A 17476-nucleotide genomic window follows, 5' to 3' on the forward strand; every position below is an offset into this window, starting at 1 on the left:
AACGACCTGATTACCTTCTCGGTTTCATTGACTTTACTGCTTAATATTCAAAGGGTTCGCCGAGCGTCAGCATCAGACGGTTGGCCCAGGCGAAGAACGCGGTGGACTGCACGAGGTCAAGCAACTCGAGGTCGCTGAGTCCCAAATCACGCAAAGACTGAATTTGTTTCTCGTTGGCGGTAGCCGGGGTGGCAGACAACGCGGCGGCAAAGTCAATTTCTGCCTGCCATCTTGCGTCCTGTCCGACACTCAAAATATCCCCCGGAGAGGTATCGAGCAGGCGCTGAACCGCGTCAGGATCCTTCGACAGCTGCGCCGCCTTACGTGCGTGCACCGAGGCACAGTAGATGCAGCCGTTTATCTTACTGGCGACGGCGGCGGCGAGTTCGCGGTCTTTACGCGGCAGCCCTCCGGAGGTGAAGAAAATACCTTTGTCGGTCAGCGTACGCTGTTCCAGCACTGGCAGGTTGCGGCCGAGCAGGCGGAAGTAGTCGGATTCGGTGTGGCCGAAGCGCGACAGAATTTCCTGCTGCTCGGCGGTGAAGTCTTGCAGCGGTTTTGAGGCAATCCAGGGCTCCCAACCCAGCTCGGCCTGAGTAAAGGCGGTCGGCGCAGGCTGGCCGGAATAAGTTTTCGGCTCGGTATTCCAGAAAGCGGCGCCTACGGTGGCGGTGCCGTTATCCAGCGTCGACTTGCCGTTAATCAGACGATAACCGCGCAGTAAACGGCTCTGGAAACTGACGAAGGCCACCAACTGAGACAGGGTGACGATGGCGTCAGGCGTCCAACCTGCGGCTTCGAGCTGTTGCAAATGCTCGGCGGTGGCATTAGCAGGCTTGAAGGTCAAGCGTTCGGCGTGCGCCAGCGCCGACTGAAGCCTGCTGCGTGAAGGCGATTCAGCCTGCAAGGCGTGCAGGCGTTCGGCATAGTGTGCGCCGAGCTGGATATCAGCGTGCCAGCGGGCGATCTGCTGGGCAATGGCCAGACGGTCGGCGAGCGGAAATTCGGCGATAAGTTCATTGCTGTTAAACAGCGCGTTGTAGCTTCCCTGGATGTGCGCTGTTGCGGCTTCACGGGTTTCGCGCGCCTGCGCCAGCGTGGAACCCGATTCGATTTCTGCCAGCGTTGCCAGCAGATCGGTCGCTTGTTCTTGAGCAACGGTCATAGTGTTTCCTTTGAAAGTTCGAAATGAAGAGGCTGAGGTTTAGCGATGCTTTTCGGGGTCTGTCGCACCCAGCCGAGGGCCGGTGCCACTTTTTTGGCGATCAGCTCGATAGAACGCAAAATGTAAGGGTGAGGCGGATCGATGGAATGCACCTGAAACGCCAAATCGGTCACCCTCGCCAGCGCGGTATCGCGTTTTAGGGAGGTAATAACCTGTTCGGCGGTGCCGAGATGCACGTCGAAGGCGGCGATATAATCGTCAAGCGAGTCCCCCCGGGTTTTATGACCGGCAAGCTGGAAGTTATAGGCCTGACGACGCAGCCCTTTTTCGGCCAGCCTTCTTGCCTCCTCGGCGTCGTCGCTGACGAAGGCGGTCCGTGAGCCGAGAATGCGCGGCTCAACGCCCGCGGGCAGCGCCTCAAGATAGGCGTCGATTATTCTGTTTTGCAGCACGTCCAGCGGTAACTCGGGCTGCCCTTCAGGGCGCGGTTGAGTGCGGGAAAGCATCAGGCCATCGCCTGCCGCACCGGCCCTCGCACCGCCTTCCGGCGAGAACGTGGCCTGCCACAGCCGACGGTTCAGCTGGGGGGCAGGCGGATAGAGCTGATTCCCTTCTCCCTTGAGCGCCTTACCCTGCCAGGCATCACGCAGGGTTTGCAGATTCTGCGCAAAGGCTTCGCCGCGCGTGTCGAGCGTTAGGCCGAAGGGAATAAATGATGATGCGGTACCGCCCGAACCCAGCCCAATCTCCAGACGGCCACCGGCGAGTAAATCCAGCACCGCGGCGTCTTCTGCCACGCGCAGCGCATTCTCCATTGCCAGCGTAATAACCCCGGTACCGAGGCGAATGTGGCGTGTGTTGGCCGCGACGTAGGCTAAAAAAACCAGCGGAGCGGGCAGGCCGCCTTCATCCCGATGAAAATGGTGTTGCGCTATCCAGGCGGAATCAAATCCCAGCTGTTCGGCATGGGCGATTTGCTCTGCTGCCAGACGATAGCGCTCCTGCGGGCTGGTGTCGTCTAACAGACGGGTGAAGAATCCGAGTCGTTTATGACTGCTGTCAGAGGCCGCTTGGCTCATACAAACTCCTTGGTTGGCGTCGGCTGTGCGACGCGCAAATGCGAAATACCCGGAATGGCGCTGAGCAGTTCACGGGTGTAGGCGTGGGTCGGTTGGGTGAACAGAGATTCGACGTCGCCGTAATCAACCTGTTTGCCCTGATTCAGAACCGACACGCTGTGCGAAATCTGGCGCACGATGGCCAGATCGTGAGAGATAAAGAGATACGTCAGGCCCAGCTCCTGCTGGAGCTGCACCAGTAGACGCAAGATTTGCGCCTGAACGGTGACGTCGAGTGCGGACGTTGCTTCGTCCAGAACCAGCACCTGCGGCTCGAGTATCAGCGCACGGGCCAGGGCCACGCGTTGACGTTGCCCGCCCGAGAGCTCGTGCGGTTTGCGTTGCAGCAGATTCAGCGGCAGCGCCACGCGTTCCGCTATCTCGTGCACCTTTGCCCGGCGCTGGTCGGCGCTGAGCTTAAAAAAGTTTAGCAGCGGTTCTTCGATAACCTTGAACAGCGTCTGCGACGGGTCGAGCGACGCGAAAGGGTTCTGATACACCAACTGGATTTTCCTGCGCGCCTGACGTAACGCCTCGCCGGATAACTGCGTGATGTCTACGCCGTCGATAAACAATTGGCCGCTGTCGGGTCGTTGAAAACCCAGCAACAATCGTGCCAGCGTGGTCTTGCCTGAACCCGACTCGCCAACCAGTGAATGCGTCGTGCCGCGCGTTACCTCGAACGAAACATCATCCAGCGCCTTGAAGGCCGAGGTATTTTTACCACCCAGCGAGAAGTGTTTGCTGACGTTACGCACCACGATCGCGCTATCGGCATGCTTTGCACTGTGCGCCAGCGCAGAGAGAGGGCGCGGGGTTAACGCGGGGGCGTCATTGAACAGCTGACGGGTATATTCGCTCTTCGGCGCGCGCAGTACCTCGGCGGTAATGCCCTGTTCCTGTACCTGACCTTTACGGAAAACCAGCAGGCGATCGGCACGCTCTGCCGCCAGCGCCAGGTCGTGAGTGACAAACAGCACGGCGGTCCCAAACTCCAGGCGCAGCGCGTCAATCAGGTCCAGAATGCGTTTCTGCACCCGCACATCCAGCGCGCTGGTGGGTTCATCGGCAATAATCAGCGCAGGCTGTAACGCAATCGCGATAGCAATCAATACGCGCTGCTTCATACCGCCCGAAAGCTGATGCGGATACTGTTTTGCCCGCTGCTCGGGGTGCGTCAGCCCCACGCGAGTTAGCAGCTCCACCACGCGTGCGTCTCGGGCCTTGCGCGGCATGCGGCGGTGGATTTTTAGCACCTCGGCCACCTGTTCGCCGACGGTTTTCACCGGGTTCAGCGAGCTGGTGGGATCCTGCGGAATAAGGCTGATGCTTGACCCGCGCAGACTGTCAAGCCGGCGTGAGGACCAGCGGCTAATATCGGTGCCGTTGAGCAGAATGCTGCCGTGCTCGATATGCCCGTTTTCAGCCAGCAGGCCAATGATCGACTGCGCCGTAGTGGTCTTGCCGGAGCCAGACTCACCGACCAGTGCGACGACCTCGCCCGGCAGAATCGAGAAAGAGACCTGCTCGACGACACGCGTGGCCTGCTGCCCACTGCTGTAAACAATCGAGACGTCTTTCAGTTCCAGCACCGGTCGAAGGGCGGTGTCGCTATTGAGTGAACTCATCGGCGTTTGCTCCTGAATGAGTGGCTAATGCGGTTTGCCGACAGCACGGTCAGAATCACCACGATGCCGGGGAAGGTGGTGAGCCACCAGGCGGTGGAGATATAGTTACGGCCCTCGGCTATCAGTAATCCCCACTCTGGCGTTGGCGGTGGGGTGCCGTAACCGAGAAAACTCAGGGTAGAAATCGACAGGATGGCGTTACCAAACTGGAGCGCCGAGAAGGCGATAACGGACGTCAACGAGTTGGGCAAAATATGTCGCCATAGCACCGAGAAGAAGGTGCCGCCGCTGCCGTAGGCCGCCTCGACATAGTCGCTCTGGCGAACCAGCACCGCTTCGGAACGCGCCAGTCGGGCAAAGTTAGCGACCGAGGTTACCCCGACGGCAATCGCCGCGTGGACAGTGCCGAAGCCGAGCAGAATAATCACGCTCAGCGACAGCAGCAGGCTCGGGATCGACAGCAGTACGTCAACGACGCGCATGATGACGGTATCGGCCACGCCGCCGACCGACGCGGCAGCTAACCCGAGGGCGCTGCCAAAAATCAGTCCGAGAACCACCGCCACCAGTGCGCCAGAAAGCGAATGAGACGCGCCATAAACGATACGGGCATAAAGGTCGCGTCCGAGCTGATCGGTGCCAAGCCAGTGCCCCGGACCGGGAGCCAGACGCTGAGCGCCTGCGATGCCTTCGGTGCCGCTGTACTGGGTAAACAGCTGAGGGGCGATTGCCCAGAGGATAACGACCAGCATCACGACCCAGGCCAGGATTAGCGTGGGTTGCAGACGAGAGAATCGAGCGCGTGAGGCTGTCGGGAATGCCGCCAGCTGCGCGCTGTCGTCGCTGTTGTGTTTGGTTATCGGCAAACTGCTCATGAGCTCACTCCGACAGACGTTTTGAGACGCGGGTCAAGCAGGGGGTAAACCAGGTCGACCAGCAGATTGATAGTGACGTAGGCGGTGGCAGAAATCACCACGATAGCCTGCAATACCGCCAGATCCTGATTGTTCACCGCCTGCTGTGTCAGTTGTCCGATACCGTTCAACCCGAACACTGTTTCGGTCACCAGAGCACCGGCAATCAGTTCTCCGAACAGCAAACCGGCAATGGTCAGTGCGGGCAGAGTGGCGTTACGGCCCACGTGCAGCCAGAGCACGCGGCTACGGCTCGCCCCCTTAGCGCGCGCGACGGACACGAAAGGCTGTGTTTGAACCTTGTCGATACTGCGGATAAGAATCTGCGCCAGCGGAGCGCTGATTGGCACCGCAAGCGTAATCACCGGCAGGATAAGCCCAACCCATTCGCCTGGATTGATCACCGGGATCCATCCGAGCCGGAACGAAAAGACCTGAATCAGCGCTATCCCCAGCCAGAAGGTGGGAATAGAGATGAACAGGGAGGGCAGGGTGAGCAGCGCCGACTTCAGCCAGCGCAGCGGCAGCAGGTTGGACGCGAAGGCAATGACTCCCGCCAGCACCACCGCCAGCAGGAAGCCAAGCACCGCCAGACGCAACGTGGGTGGGAAGTTGCTGACCAGCAGCTCCGTCACCGGCACGCCAGCCTGGATGGAAAAGCCGAAGTCACCGTGCAGAAAGCTGCCGAGCGTATGCAGATACTGCTGCCACAGCGGCATATCTGCCCCGTAGGCGGCACGCATCTCGGCAATCTGCGCCGGGCTGAGGCCCATCGACGGGTCCTGGAATTTGATCAAGATGGCGTCACCGGGCAGCATTTGCAGTAACACAAACGACAGGGTAAATGCTGCCCATAGCACCAACAGGGCCTGACCAATGCGTCCGCTAAGATATCGGCTCATCGTTTACTCCGGTATTAATGTTTCGCCAACCAGGCGCTGTAGAAGCTTGGGCGCCCCACGGCCTCGAAGGTGACGTCATGCAGATAAGGCGCACCGGCAAAGACCTGTGGCTCTTCGAAGATAGGGATCTCATAGGCCTGATCCAGCAGATAGCGCTGCGCATCGCCGGCCAGGGCCAGACGTTTTTGTGGATCGATTTCTGCGGAGATATCCACCAACAGTTTGTTCAGCTTGTCGTCCTTAAAGCTTTTCACTTTATTGCTCAGGCCGCCGAGCTGCAGCAGGGCATCGCGGTTGGTGGGATAGAATTCACTCTTGATAACGTCAGGATCGGCGCGGCCTACTTCTACCACGTTGACCGGCGTTTTCAGCGGATCAAGACTGTCGGCCACCCGGCTGCCTGCATCACCGGCCAGCACGGTCAGCTTGACGCCAATCTGGTTCCACTGTTGGGCAACCAGCTGCAAGACCTCTTTGTTTTGCGGCTGCGGCAGGGATTCATAGATTGTCAGCGCCAGCGGCTTACCGTCTTTCTCACGGATGCCGTTCGGGCCCGGCTTCCAGCCAGCCTCGTCGAGCAGCTTTTTGGACAACGCCGGGTCATATTTCAGCTTGTCGCTCAGGTTGACGTAACCCGCCGCTGAGGCGGCGATGACCGAGGTGGCCTGCGGATAGTTCGGCGAGAACAGCGTCGAGACAATCTGTTTGCTGTCGACCCCATGCAGCAACGCCTCGCGTACGCGCAGGTCGGCGACGAGCGGGTTGTCCGGACGGAACGAGATGCCGTCGTTAACGCCGCGGGTGGACGGCGCATAGATTGGAAACTGCTTGGCCTCGGCCTGTTTTTCGTCGTAGGCCTGAACCTGACGAATGAAGTCGGCCTGGCCCGCCAGCAGTGCACCAATGCGGACGCTGTCTTCGCCGGTGACGATCACTTTGATGGCATCAAGGTTGGCGCGGCCCTGCTGTTTGAGATTTTTAGGGCCCCAGTTGTAGTCTTTACGTGCCGTTAAATCGACCTCGCGCCCTAGCGTTTCAGCGCTGACCACGAAGGGGCCTGAACCGATGATGTGGCGTGCATCGCCGAGCCCATTGAAGTCACGCGCCAGCGTACTCAATGACACCAGCCCGGAGCCGATGGTTGCGGTCCCCTGTAAGAATCCCGGCGACGGCTTTTTGAAGTAGAACTTGACGGTAAGCGGGTCGACGACTTCGCTGTGGTCATAATTATTAATCACTTCCGAAATCGGCAGGTGATGCTCTTTATTACCCAGGCCATAGGTGTCGAAGTTTTTCGCCACCGCATTAGCGTCAAGCGGAGTACCGTCTGAGAATGTCACTCCCGGATGCAGCTTGAAGGTATATTCGGTCTTGTCGGCGTTGGTGGTCCATGACTCGGCAATCCACGGCTCTATTTGCAGCGTTTGCGGATTCTGATAGGTCAGTTTGTCGGTTATCTGATTCAGTATGCCGCCGTTGGGATAAAATCCACCGGCAGGAGGATAAAGATTGGTGTGAGCCTGCTGCTCAAGGTAAATCAGCGTACCGCCTTTTACCGGCGCAGTTTCTGCGGCCCATGAAGAGGAACTCCCTGCTAACAGGGCTAATGACAGCCCTAACGCCACGGCGCTAACTCGGCGAGATGAGTGCATATTTCTTTCCTTTTTTATTTTTGATTTGAGGTGTGCAGGAGGTCATAACAAACCAAATTAAAAGGAAGATGAAATAACGAATTTAGCTATCCATAGCAATAAATCATCATAGTGAATACCCACATTTAATCATGCGTTTTAAACCCTCAGAATATTGATAAACAATAGATTTAAAGTGCAATCCTGACCGCGTTTCTCCTCGTAATCTCTACAAACTCCATTTTTAAAAAATAGATTAAACCTCTCTCGCTTCTCTTATTATTTTTTGTAAAAACAAAATGCTTTTTTATTCGTAGCTTAAAAATCTGTGAGCTCTATTTTTAGACTGACTTTCGACCGTATTTTGACTTGTTATGATGGAAAAAGGAGTTCAGTTTGAGTAACCAAACTCGCAGGCGTCTTAAGACTCTGGTAGGGGCAGGGAGCGTGGTATCGGCATCTAACGATGACCATCGCAAGACGGGCATCGAACGCGCCGTCTGTTTGGCAAAAATTGCCGAAAAAGAAAAGATTAGCGGACTCTTTACCGCCGACTTGTTGCAGGCAGACCCTGACGGGCTGGCGGGCACCACTGGCAGTCAGGATCCTATCGTGGCGCTTGCGGCGTTGAGTCAGGTTACGTCGGACATCGGACTGATTGCCACCGTCTCGACCACCTATCATCACCCCTATAATCTGGCGCGCCTGATTGGTACGCTGGACCACGTCAGCGGCGGCAGGGCGGGCTGGAACGCCGTCACCTCGTCGGTCGGCGAGGAGAATTTTGGCGACATCAGCCTGCCGGATCCGGCCACGCGCTACGCCCGTGCTACCGAGTTTATCGAAGTGCTTAGCGCACTGTTTGATGCCAACGATCCGGCGGCGGTGCGTCGTGCGGCAAGCGGCTCTATCAGCATCGACCCGCGTAAACTGCATGCTATCAACCACTGCGGCGATTTCTTTCAGGTTGAAGGTCCGCTTAACGTGCCACCGCCACCGCAGGGGCGTCCGGTGCAGTTTCAGGCAGGGCAGTCCGACGAGGGGCTGATTCTCGGGGCTAAATACGCCGAGGTTATTTACACCTCGCAGCCTACGCTCAATGACGCCGTGAGTTTTGTTGAACGCGTTCATCAGCACGCCAACGCCTTCGGCCGCCATGAAAATAAGCCGCTTATCATGAACTCTTTCCACTCGGTGATTGGCGAAAGCGCGACGGACGTTTCGCGCAGGCTGCGTGAAAAACATGAGCGCATCGACTATCAGCAGGGCAAGCTGAAGGTCGCCGATATGCTGGGCGGGGAAATCGATCTGCGCGACTTTGCGCTGGACCAGCCTATCCCGCCTAAATTCCTGCCGGAAGTGGGGCTTATCAATCGCCGCAGGGGACGCGCCGATATCTTTAAACGCTTTGCACTACAGGGGCTCACGCTCCGGGAACTGATTATTCAGGCACAGGAAACCGGGCACTGGTATGTGGCGGGTACGCCTGAAACGCTGGCGGATGCTATCGAGGAACGTTTCAACGCTGGCGTGCTTGACGTTATCTCGCTCCATGGCCTCGGTCAGCCCGACCAGGAGGATCTCTTGCTTAACGGCCTGCTGCCGGAATTGCGTAAAAGAAAGCTGATTGATGAGGACTATCTTGGGGAGGATTTCAGGGCGAATCTTGGATTAGCTTCTCTTAAGAGCCCAAGCCTGGTCTATTAATCTTTGATTTTCCGCTGATAGAATGAAAACAGCAGTGACAAGGATTGCCACTGCTGTTATGGCCGGGCATTGAGATATAAAGGCCACCTCATTACCAGCCAGACACTCGAGTCTGGTTGATAGACAGGGCTGCATTGATATTTTCAGTCAGCAATTTTTCCAGATTGTCGGCATCTCTGATACCCAGTTCGCTCACCGAATAGACGAATCCTGCACTGTTGACCACGATATCCAGCCCTCCAAAAATGCCTGAAGCATATTTTACCAGCATCTCGATTTGGGATTTAACGGTGATATCCACGGCCACGGCAATCGCCTTTCCGCCAGCGTGACGAATATCTTCGGCGGTTTGTTCAGCCTGGGCGATGTCAGCGTCGGTCACGATGATTGAAGCCCCCAGCGAAGCCAGCAAAATCGCCTGCTCTTTACCACAACCTTGACCTGCGTGCGTCACCATGGCGACCTTGCCATCGAGCCGTTGTTTACCCATCGTCATTAGCGTGACACTCGTCGGTGCCTGGTGGTTCTCTTTGTCAGTCTCTGGCATTGTTACGTTCCCTTAAAAAGATTTAAATAAAAACCTCAACGTGATAATCAACGTCTTGTCGTTCTGTAGTTTGTCATGGGAGTGAGTAAAATAACAAAACTGTACAGTTCGGTATAGTTTTAAATTATTAAATTTCTATTTCGCTTTCTTTGTTCTTTATTAATCAATATTTATAATTTTTAGGTTGGAGCATATCCTGACACAAAATAATTTTCCCGATAACATTGTTAACGGTGTGTAAATTAAATGCAGGTTAATTGTTAACAACGACGGACTTAAATCGTTTCTCCTGAGGACGATATTACCGGTTGTTTTGTTTTTTGCGTTGATCGCCAACAAATGAGTGACCCGATACTGACCATCGCCGCACCCTGCCAAAATGAAGCCGTCAGCGTGGTGCTGAGAATAAAAGCCGCCAGAGCCGATGAGAAAAGGGGAATGAAGTATGAAGCGGTGGCCAGCACGGTCACGTTGCCGTGCAGGATGCCGATATTCCAGGCCGCGTAGCCACATCCCAGCGCGGCGGCGGCGAGCGCAAGGCTGCCCATGACGTGAACGTTAAAATGCAGCGTGCTGGCGGGGCTTAAGGCGTATTGACCCCACAGCGTCAGCGCGGTGAGCATAAAGAACAGCGTGATGCCGTTTTTGCCTTCGGCCTTTTGGCGGGTCAGAATGCAGTAAAGCGACCAGATAATAGCACCGGCAAATGCCATACCGAAACTCAGTGGATTGTTCTGCACGCTAGCGGTGACCGAGGCTACCGACAGTCCGGCTTCACCGCCGAGCACCCAGCACAGACCGGTAAAAGAGAGCAGCATGCCTGGAATAATCAGCAGACTGGCCTTCTGTTGTTTAAACAGCACCGCCATCAAAATGGTCAGGCCTGGCCACAGATAATTGACCATCCCAACTTCAATCGTCTGAGCGTGCGTATGGGCAAAGCCCAGCGACAGTGACAGGCATACTTCGTAGCTGACAAACAGCAGGCTGCCGAGGTAGAGGTAGAGGCGAGGAAATTTTTTTACCTCTGGAAAGCCCTGGGTAAAGAACAGCAGGACCGAAGCAAGGGAGTAGATACTCGCTGCGCCGCCGACCGGTCCAAGACCTTCTGAAACGCTACGAATCATTCCTGCGACCGTGCTGAAGAACAAGATAGCCATCAGGCCGATGAATGTTGCTTTCTTTGCTGACATTTCCGTCACCAGGTGTATAAATTTGTACTAGTACACTAACATCAACGCAGCGGGTTAGCGAAATGCAATTTATTAGGTTACTGCGACGATAATCAGGAGTATAAGTCTATTTTATGGTCGATAAGATAGAGGGCCGAACAATACAAAACTGTACTGTTTGGTTTAGTTTTAATTCGCTAAAGCCTCCCTCTCGATTGTTCGTGAATTCTTAGCCTCTAAATATAATTTACTTTGTTTATTAACCAGCTAGCGTATTCCCTTCCCTTTAAAATACTGAAAATATAACCCTTCAAAGTGTGCAATACTCCCAAATTTCAACTGTACTGTTTAGTTATAGTTTTGTTACCACAGATAACAACATCCGACTGTCATGGGAGACTGGATGAGAACACTGACGAATGAACGCAGGCAAGCCATTATCGACACTGCCACCGAGCTGTTTCAGGAGGTAGGTTATAAAGGAGCATCCATGAATGAGGTTGCCAAACGAGTAGGGGGATCGAAGGCGACGCTGTACAACTACTTTGCTTCCAAAGAGGAACTCTTCGAGATGGTTGTACGGACTCACAGCACGCAATTTCTTAATGCGGCAGCCTCCGAGATCTCTGCCTTTACGGGCGTCTCTATACCGTTTGAGGAAAAACTCACTCGTTTTGGTGAACGTATGCTGGAGGTGTTAGCGGGTGATAACAAAGCGTTGAAAATCTATCGCTGCGTGCTCTCCGAGGCGAGCAACTCAAATATTGGCGAACTTTTTCGTGCAGCAGGATTGCAGGAGAGCATGGCCCGACTCGCCGAGCTCATGTCGGTCGCGATGCAGGACGGCGATTTAGCGCCGGGTGACGCGATGCTCAGGGCGGTGCAGTTTACGTCGCTCATCAAGGCTGAGGTAGAAGTGCTGATGTTTATGCAGGAACCGCCTACCTACACCATGGCCCAGATATCTGCGATGGTACAGAAAGGCGTGCAGATTTTTTTATACGGCGCAGTCGCGCAAAAAACGACAACCAATTAGTTAACCTTTTACCTTCTGCACTTTCAGAAGACGATATTGCCAATACACACTAAAATCGCTTTAAATCAGGGAATTAACTCTCTCCTCTTGAGAGAGAGTTAATTCTGTCAACCTTCCTGCCTGATGTAAACTACAAATTAACCACAATCTGCGTCAGTAGGTTCCAGGCGTCATCTTCCTTTGGCGTAACAGAAGGATGATGCGTCCACGCCAGCTGATTGGTCCAGTAAATCCCGTTGGTAATCCGCAGGGTATATGCCGTCGATGCCGTGGTACTGAAACTCTCGGCGCTCTTGTTGTGCCGCTCGAAGTAGCGCTTGGCGTCATCGCTGAACTTGTTATAGGCAAGACCGAACGACAGCATGTCGGACGGCCGTGAATCAAATGGCCCGATGCTGAACAGGGTTAACGACGCATCGGCATTAAACACGTTGCGGTTCTGCGGTGCGTAGTTGGTTTTGCCGTCGATATACCAGCCACGGAACGGCAGGCTGCTGTCGGGCTGTGTCAGCTGACGGGTCGCGGCAAGGTAGTGTGACCAGGTGTTATCCTCGTCCTGCTCGGAGTTGTAGTTGAAGTAAGGCGTTTTGTTATAAACCGAGCCACCGCGTACCCAAATCATTGGAACCCCGTATTCTGAATTGACGCGATAGCCAATTTCATTAATGACCAGCGTGCCGGCATCAGGCACTTTCCAGCGCAGTCCGTAGGTATTGTATTTCGAGTCTGATTCTAGTCCGTCAGAGCTTTGGCTGCGTGAGACGCCAAAATGGTCGTACCAGCGTTTATTTTCAGACAGCAGCCGCACGTCAAATCCCGGGCTAGGTTTCAGGCTGGTGAGACCGGCCTGATTGAGCATCACGCTGGTGGGGCCAAGCGCCGAAGACGCGGTACTGCTGCCGAGATACAGGCCATAAAAATAGCTTAACCAGGCAGAATAGCCGTAGTGCAGAATGACCCGATCATTGAACAGCGGTTGATATATCGACAGTTCGCTGACGGCAACGTGGCCGTCCTGGCCGTTGCCGCGATAGTTGTTATAGGCATACATTACGCCCATATTAAGTTGGGCATTATCAGTGAAACCAATACGCGACAGGTCATAGGTCACGTTAGTGCTCACCACATTACCGGTGGTGGGGCGCTGTCCGACGTAGCTCGGCTGATTCTTCCAGTTACCCGCCACGTCATAGGTCAGATTGGTCAGCAGCTGAACCTGAGCAAAGAAGCCGTTATCCGCCATGTCCTGACGCAGTCCTCCCCATTCGGGGAAGACGGTGTCGCACACCGAGCCAATGCTGGGTGTTTCGGGTCCTTTAGGCAGCAGCTTGTCAAAGCGGGCGCAATCGCCGTCGGCGGCCTGCGCCAGCCCGCCGATGCTCATCAACAACGCGGTCAGCAGAAGCGACTTACTTTTCATTTTTAACCTCTCTCACCAGCGATTCGCCGCCGGTTGCAATCACCTGTTTGTACCAGCCAAAACTCTTCTTGCGACGACGCTGTAGGGTGCCTTCACCGTGATCGTCACGGTCAACGTGGATGAAACCGTAGCGTTTGGACATCTCACAGGTTGAGGCACTCACGATGTCTATCGGGCCCCGGCAGGTGTAGCCCAACACCTCGACGCCGTCGGCAATGGCTTCATGAACCTGCACCAGGTGGTCATTGAGGTAGGCGATACGGTAATCGTCCTGGATGCTGCCGTCGGCCTCAATGCGGTCTTTGGCGCCCAAGCCATTTTCGACGATAAACAGCGGTTTCTGATAGCGATCCCACAGCTGATTCAACAGATGGCGCAGGCCCGCGGGATCTATCTGCCAGCCCCATTCCGATGCCGAAAGGTAAGGGTTGGGGATCATCTTGAGAATGTTGCCGGTGGCCTGTTGTTTGTCTTTATCGGCGGTGGCACAGCTGCTCATGTAGTAGCTGAAGGACAGGAAATCGATGGTTTCGCGCAGGTCTTCTCTGTCCTGTGGGCTGATTTCAAGCTCGATGTTTCTTTCTTTGAAACGGCGTTGGATATGGCTCGGATAGTCGCCGCGCGCCTGCACGTCGAAGAAGAACAGCCATTCGCGCTCTTTGCGCTGTGCCTCGAGTAAATCGTCGGGATGACAGGTCAGCGGATAGTACGGCATGGCGGCAACCATGTTGCCGATTTTGGCATCAGGAATGATGCGATGACAGGCCTTCACTGCGCGGGCGCTGGCCACCAGCTGGTGGTGCACGGCCTGATAGACAGCCTGTTCGCTGCTGCCCTCTGGCAGTCCCAGCCCGGTGAAGCACGAGAACAGCGACACGTTAATTTCGTTGAACGTCAGCCAATATTTCACCTTGTGCTGGTAACGCTCGAACACGGTGGTGGCATAGCGTTCAAAGAAGCCGATGGTCTTACGATTGCCCCAGCCGCCGTAATGTTTAACCAGAGCGTAAGGCATCTCGTAGTGGGAGAGGGTGATAAGCGGCTGTATACCGTATTTGAGCATCTCGTCGAACAGCGCATCGTAGAAAGCCAGGCCTTCTTCGTTAGGCACTTCTTCATCACCACGCGGGTAGATGCGCGTCCAGGCGATGGATGTGCGCAGGGTTTTGAAGCCCATTTCGGCGAAAAGCGCGATATCTTGCGGATAGCGATGATAGAAATCGATAGCTATTTCTTTAAGGTTAAACTCCCCGGCAGGGCGTTCGGTCGCCGGATACATCAGGCCGTGTGGCTGATAATCGGAGGTTGACAGGCCTTTTCCGCCAACATTATAGGCACCTTCTACCTGATTGGCGGCCAGAGCGCCGCCCCAGAGGAAATCAGTCGGGAATGTGGTTTTCATCGTTTATTCCTTCTCGTTTAGGGTAAAAAAAAAGCGCAGTAATCCCGCATGAGCCGAGCTCACGCATTATTTAGGCCAGAGTAAAATGGGGGTTCGTCAGGTCGAAGACAGGGAACGTAGTTTCTCGGGTGGCACGGGTTGGTCGTCCGGCACGCCATACAGCCAGCTGCTGATGAAGGCGAACAGGAAGGCGGCAAGGGAGCCGATGACGACGCCCCAGAATCCGCCGTCGATGCCGTTGGGTGAGATAAATGACGGGAATCCAAAGATGCCCAGCGCGCCAAAGGCATAAGCGGTGCCGTGGTAGTAGCCGGTGATGGCACCGCCGAGCGCGCCGCCGATGCAGCCAAAGATAAACGGCCGTTTTAGCGGCAGGTTGACCCCGTAGATAGCCGGTTCGGTAATACCAAAGATGCTTGAGATAAAAGACGGACCCGCCAGGCTTTTGAGTTTGGCATTACGGGTACGCAGCAGCACGCCCAGCGTTGCGCCAGACTGTGCCCACACGGCGGGCTGCACCAGTGGAGAAATGGTGTCGATCCCACGGGTCATCAGGTTGTTGATCATCAGCGGTGCCAGGCCCCAATGTAGCCCGAATATTACACAAATTTGCCACATTGCCCCGAATACGGCGCCTGCAATCATCGGGTTGAGCTGCCATATCCACAGGTAACCGCGGCCAAGGCCGATGCTGAGGTCGGTTGCCAGCGGCCCAATCAGCAGGAAAGTCGCGGGCAGGGTGATCGTCAGGCATAAAAACGGCGTGAAGAAGGATTTTATCGAGGCATGCAGCCAGCGGTTGAAACGTTTCTCGAGCCAGCAGCTGAACCAGGCGGCGAAAATAACCGGGATAACCGTAGAACTGTAGTTGATAAAGGTCACCGGCAGGCCCAGAAAACTGAAATGCAGTTTAGGATCGGCCTGCGTGGCGTTGAAAATTTCGATCATCGAAGGGTGGACCAGCGCGGCCCCGATAACCAGGGTGACGAGAGGGTTGCCGCCAAATTTCTTACCCGCCGTATAGCCCAGAAGAATAGGCATGAAAAAGAATGCGGCATCGCTGGCGGCAAAGATGATTTTATAGGTGCCGCTGGCTTTATCGAGCCAATGAAATAATACCGCAAGGATCAATACCCCTTTAATAAGCCCGGCTGCAACTAAAATACCCAGCAGCGGTGCGAATATGCTGGAGATAATATCTACTGCGGCATTGAGTAGTGCTTTAAATCCTTTAGCTTTGGGGGCGTCTTCCGATGATTCTTCACCAGAATTGATACTTTCATTTTCTGGAAAATAACGTGAGACCAAGAGTTGATATACTTCTCCGACGTGGCTACCAATGACTACCTGAAATTGTCCGCCGCTCTCAATAACGGTAATAATCCCCGCACACTTCTTGAGTTCCTCAATGTTTGCGCGGCGGTTGTCTTTAAGTTTAAAGCGTAAACGTGTCGCGCAGTGAATAACGCTAATAACATTATCCCGACCGCCGACGCCTGCGATAACGTCATCGCACAAAATAGCATATCCCATAAATTAACCTCTTGTCGGATAACTTAATACGCGAATTTAAAGCAAAAAAAAACCTAACTTTGCCGACCCAGGCTAGATAAAAGCGGGTGGCTTCAGTTAGGTTTTGCTCAACACGCTTGAGACCACGTGAAGATAACAATCCTGTTATGAGTAATATATATAAATGTAATATTTAACTTGCTCAAGCATTGTTTTCTGAATGTTTGTGAAATGTGAGTTGCTTCACAGGGACTCGCTCATGGCCCTTTTTACCGATGTAGAAATCATTTTCTTAACTGCTCAATATGGATGGTCAGGAACATGAGCTCGTCTTCCGTTAACGCATGGTCATGATGCAATGCTATGTATTTGTTTATTTTTTCTGCGCATTCGTGTGAGGCTACATACTTTTCTCTTACCAGTCTTGGCAGAGACGGATCGTCATTATTGACAAACTTACGGTCAAAAATACGTTGAGCAAAGAATTTAAGATGGGTGATAAAGCGCTGATAGCTTAATGAATCCTCATTGTATTCCAGCGTAAAATGATACTGCACCAGGCTGAGGATATCCTGCATAAAACGGGTTATTTTCATGGTGTTTTGCATATTGTCATTTAGCTGAGCATTAACAAGATGCAGGGCGATATATCCGGCTTCATCTTCAGGAAGCAATACGCCAGTATGGCGGTAAATAATCTGCAGTGACTCTTTACCGATGGCGAATTCGGAAGCGTAAAGCTTTTTTATTTCCCAAAGCAATGCATTGGGGATGGTGATATTTTCAGCAAAACGTTGTAAAGCATAATGAAGGTGATCGACCAGGGAAATTAGTACGCTGGCATGCAGTTTGGTTGCCAGACGAGTTTTAGCCAGTGCGATAATTTCTTCCGTCGCACTAATACAACTCGCCGGAACTTGTTCAAGCAAGGCTTTAAAATGATCGCTGTAAGGGTTATTGAGCGAGAAGATTTTTTCGATCAGCTGCGGATTAATCGATTCACCCGGTTTTTTTTGAAAGCCGATGCCTTTACCCATCACCACCGTTTCCTGCTGGTTCTCCCCAAGCGTGATCACCACGTTATTATTCAATATGCGATCTATTTGCATTCTATTTATGTTCATGAGGGTAGGCCTTATTCCCTTAAGAGAATTTAAGTATTTGGCGGGAACGTTATGGCAGGTTGAGATGAGCTGTCAATTGCAACGCATGCTAAGTCGAAAGAGGTCTCCCTCTTTTTAGCTAAATTGCTGGGGGAATCACAGTATGGTGTAAGACTTATGTTAAGGGGAGCGACGGATACGCTCCCCTTGACGCTGAAA

General features: G+C 54.0%; 14 protein-coding genes. 2 read left to right on the top strand and 12 right to left on the bottom strand.

What is annotated here, in order from left to right; all coding sequences use genetic code 11:
• Positions 1-40: 40 nt before the first annotated feature.
• The 6 genes from O1V65_RS05085 to O1V65_RS05110 are packed head-to-tail and all read right to left on the bottom strand — an operon-like array spanning position 41 to position 7379.
• Positions 41-1165 (bottom strand): alkylhydroperoxidase domain protein, encoded by a 1125-nt coding sequence (locus tag O1V65_RS05085; protein WP_269130239.1) that lies wholly within the window; start codon positions 1163-1165, stop codon positions 41-43.
• Positions 1162-2244, bottom strand: coding sequence for a putative FMN-dependent luciferase-like monooxygenase (locus tag O1V65_RS05090; protein ID WP_017492069.1), 1083 nt, complete (start codon positions 2242-2244; stop codon positions 1162-1164). Before O1V65_RS05090 ends, O1V65_RS05085 begins: the two co-directional genes overlap by 4 nt.
• Positions 2241-3911 carry a dipeptide ABC transporter ATP-binding protein gene (locus O1V65_RS05095; protein WP_269130240.1) on the bottom strand — a complete coding sequence of 557 codons (1671 nt, stop codon included), beginning with the start codon at positions 3909-3911 and terminating at the stop codon, positions 2241-2243. The genes O1V65_RS05090 and O1V65_RS05095 overlap by 4 nt, the downstream gene beginning before the upstream one ends.
• Complete coding sequence (locus O1V65_RS05100) at positions 3908-4786, bottom strand: ABC transporter permease (protein WP_084912259.1); 879 nt, start codon at positions 4784-4786, stop codon at positions 3908-3910. The genes O1V65_RS05095 and O1V65_RS05100 overlap by 4 nt, the downstream gene beginning before the upstream one ends.
• Positions 4783-5727 (bottom strand): ABC transporter permease, encoded by a 945-nt coding sequence (locus O1V65_RS05105; protein ID WP_017492072.1) that lies wholly within the window; start codon positions 5725-5727, stop codon positions 4783-4785. The genes O1V65_RS05100 and O1V65_RS05105 overlap by 4 nt, the downstream gene beginning before the upstream one ends.
• 14 nt (positions 5728-5741) lie before the next feature.
• Positions 5742-7379, bottom strand: a complete 1638-nt coding sequence (locus O1V65_RS05110; protein ID WP_084912260.1) for a TIGR04028 family ABC transporter substrate-binding protein — start codon at positions 7377-7379, stop codon at positions 5742-5744.
• Positions 7380-7754: 375 nt separating this feature from the next.
• On the opposite strand from O1V65_RS05110, the gene O1V65_RS05115 reads away from it, so the two are divergent.
• Positions 7755-9065, top strand: a complete 1311-nt coding sequence (locus O1V65_RS05115; protein WP_269130241.1) for an NtaA/DmoA family FMN-dependent monooxygenase — start codon at positions 7755-7757, stop codon at positions 9063-9065.
• Positions 9066-9156: 91 nt separating this feature from the next.
• Here O1V65_RS05115 and O1V65_RS05120 read toward each other — a convergent pair whose 3' ends face one another.
• Together O1V65_RS05120 and yddG are read right to left on the bottom strand one after the other, a co-directional pair.
• Positions 9157-9612 (bottom strand): SDR family NAD(P)-dependent oxidoreductase, encoded by a 456-nt coding sequence (locus O1V65_RS05120; protein WP_017490092.1) that lies wholly within the window; start codon positions 9610-9612, stop codon positions 9157-9159.
• Positions 9613-9887: 275 nt separating this feature from the next.
• Positions 9888-10805 carry an aromatic amino acid DMT transporter YddG gene (gene yddG / locus O1V65_RS05125; protein WP_084912261.1) on the bottom strand — a complete coding sequence of 306 codons (918 nt, stop codon included), beginning with the start codon at positions 10803-10805 and terminating at the stop codon, positions 9888-9890.
• 382 nt (positions 10806-11187) lie between these two features.
• Between yddG and O1V65_RS05130 the strand changes: the two genes are divergently transcribed.
• Positions 11188-11820: a TetR/AcrR family transcriptional regulator gene (locus tag O1V65_RS05130; RefSeq protein WP_269130242.1), complete on the top strand. Its 633-nt coding sequence runs from the start codon at positions 11188-11190 to the stop codon at positions 11818-11820.
• Positions 11821-11950: 130 nt separating this feature from the next.
• On the opposite strand, the gene O1V65_RS05135 is transcribed toward O1V65_RS05130, so the two are convergent.
• The 4 genes from O1V65_RS05135 to licT form a co-directional block, all read right to left on the bottom strand.
• Positions 11951-13240, bottom strand: coding sequence for a carbohydrate porin (locus O1V65_RS05135; RefSeq protein ID WP_017490089.1), 1290 nt, complete (start codon positions 13238-13240; stop codon positions 11951-11953).
• On the bottom strand, positions 13230-14642 hold the full coding sequence (locus O1V65_RS05140) for a glycoside hydrolase family 1 protein (RefSeq protein ID WP_269130243.1): 1413 nt from the start codon (positions 14640-14642) through the stop codon (positions 13230-13232). Before O1V65_RS05140 ends, O1V65_RS05135 begins: the two co-directional genes overlap by 11 nt.
• Before the next feature lie 96 nt (positions 14643-14738).
• On the bottom strand, positions 14739-16175 hold the full coding sequence (locus O1V65_RS05145) for a PTS transporter subunit EIIC (RefSeq protein WP_269130244.1): 1437 nt from the start codon (positions 16173-16175) through the stop codon (positions 14739-14741).
• A gap of 263 nt (positions 16176-16438) precedes the next feature.
• Complete coding sequence (licT, locus tag O1V65_RS05150; RefSeq protein ID WP_017490086.1) at positions 16439-17263, bottom strand: BglG family transcription antiterminator LicT; 825 nt, start codon at positions 17261-17263, stop codon at positions 16439-16441.
• Positions 17264-17476 lie beyond the last annotated feature (213 nt).

The organism is Rouxiella badensis (genome assembly GCF_026967515.2).
In the GTDB taxonomy this organism is placed as follows: Bacteria; Pseudomonadota; Gammaproteobacteria; order Enterobacterales; family Enterobacteriaceae; genus Rouxiella; species Rouxiella badensis.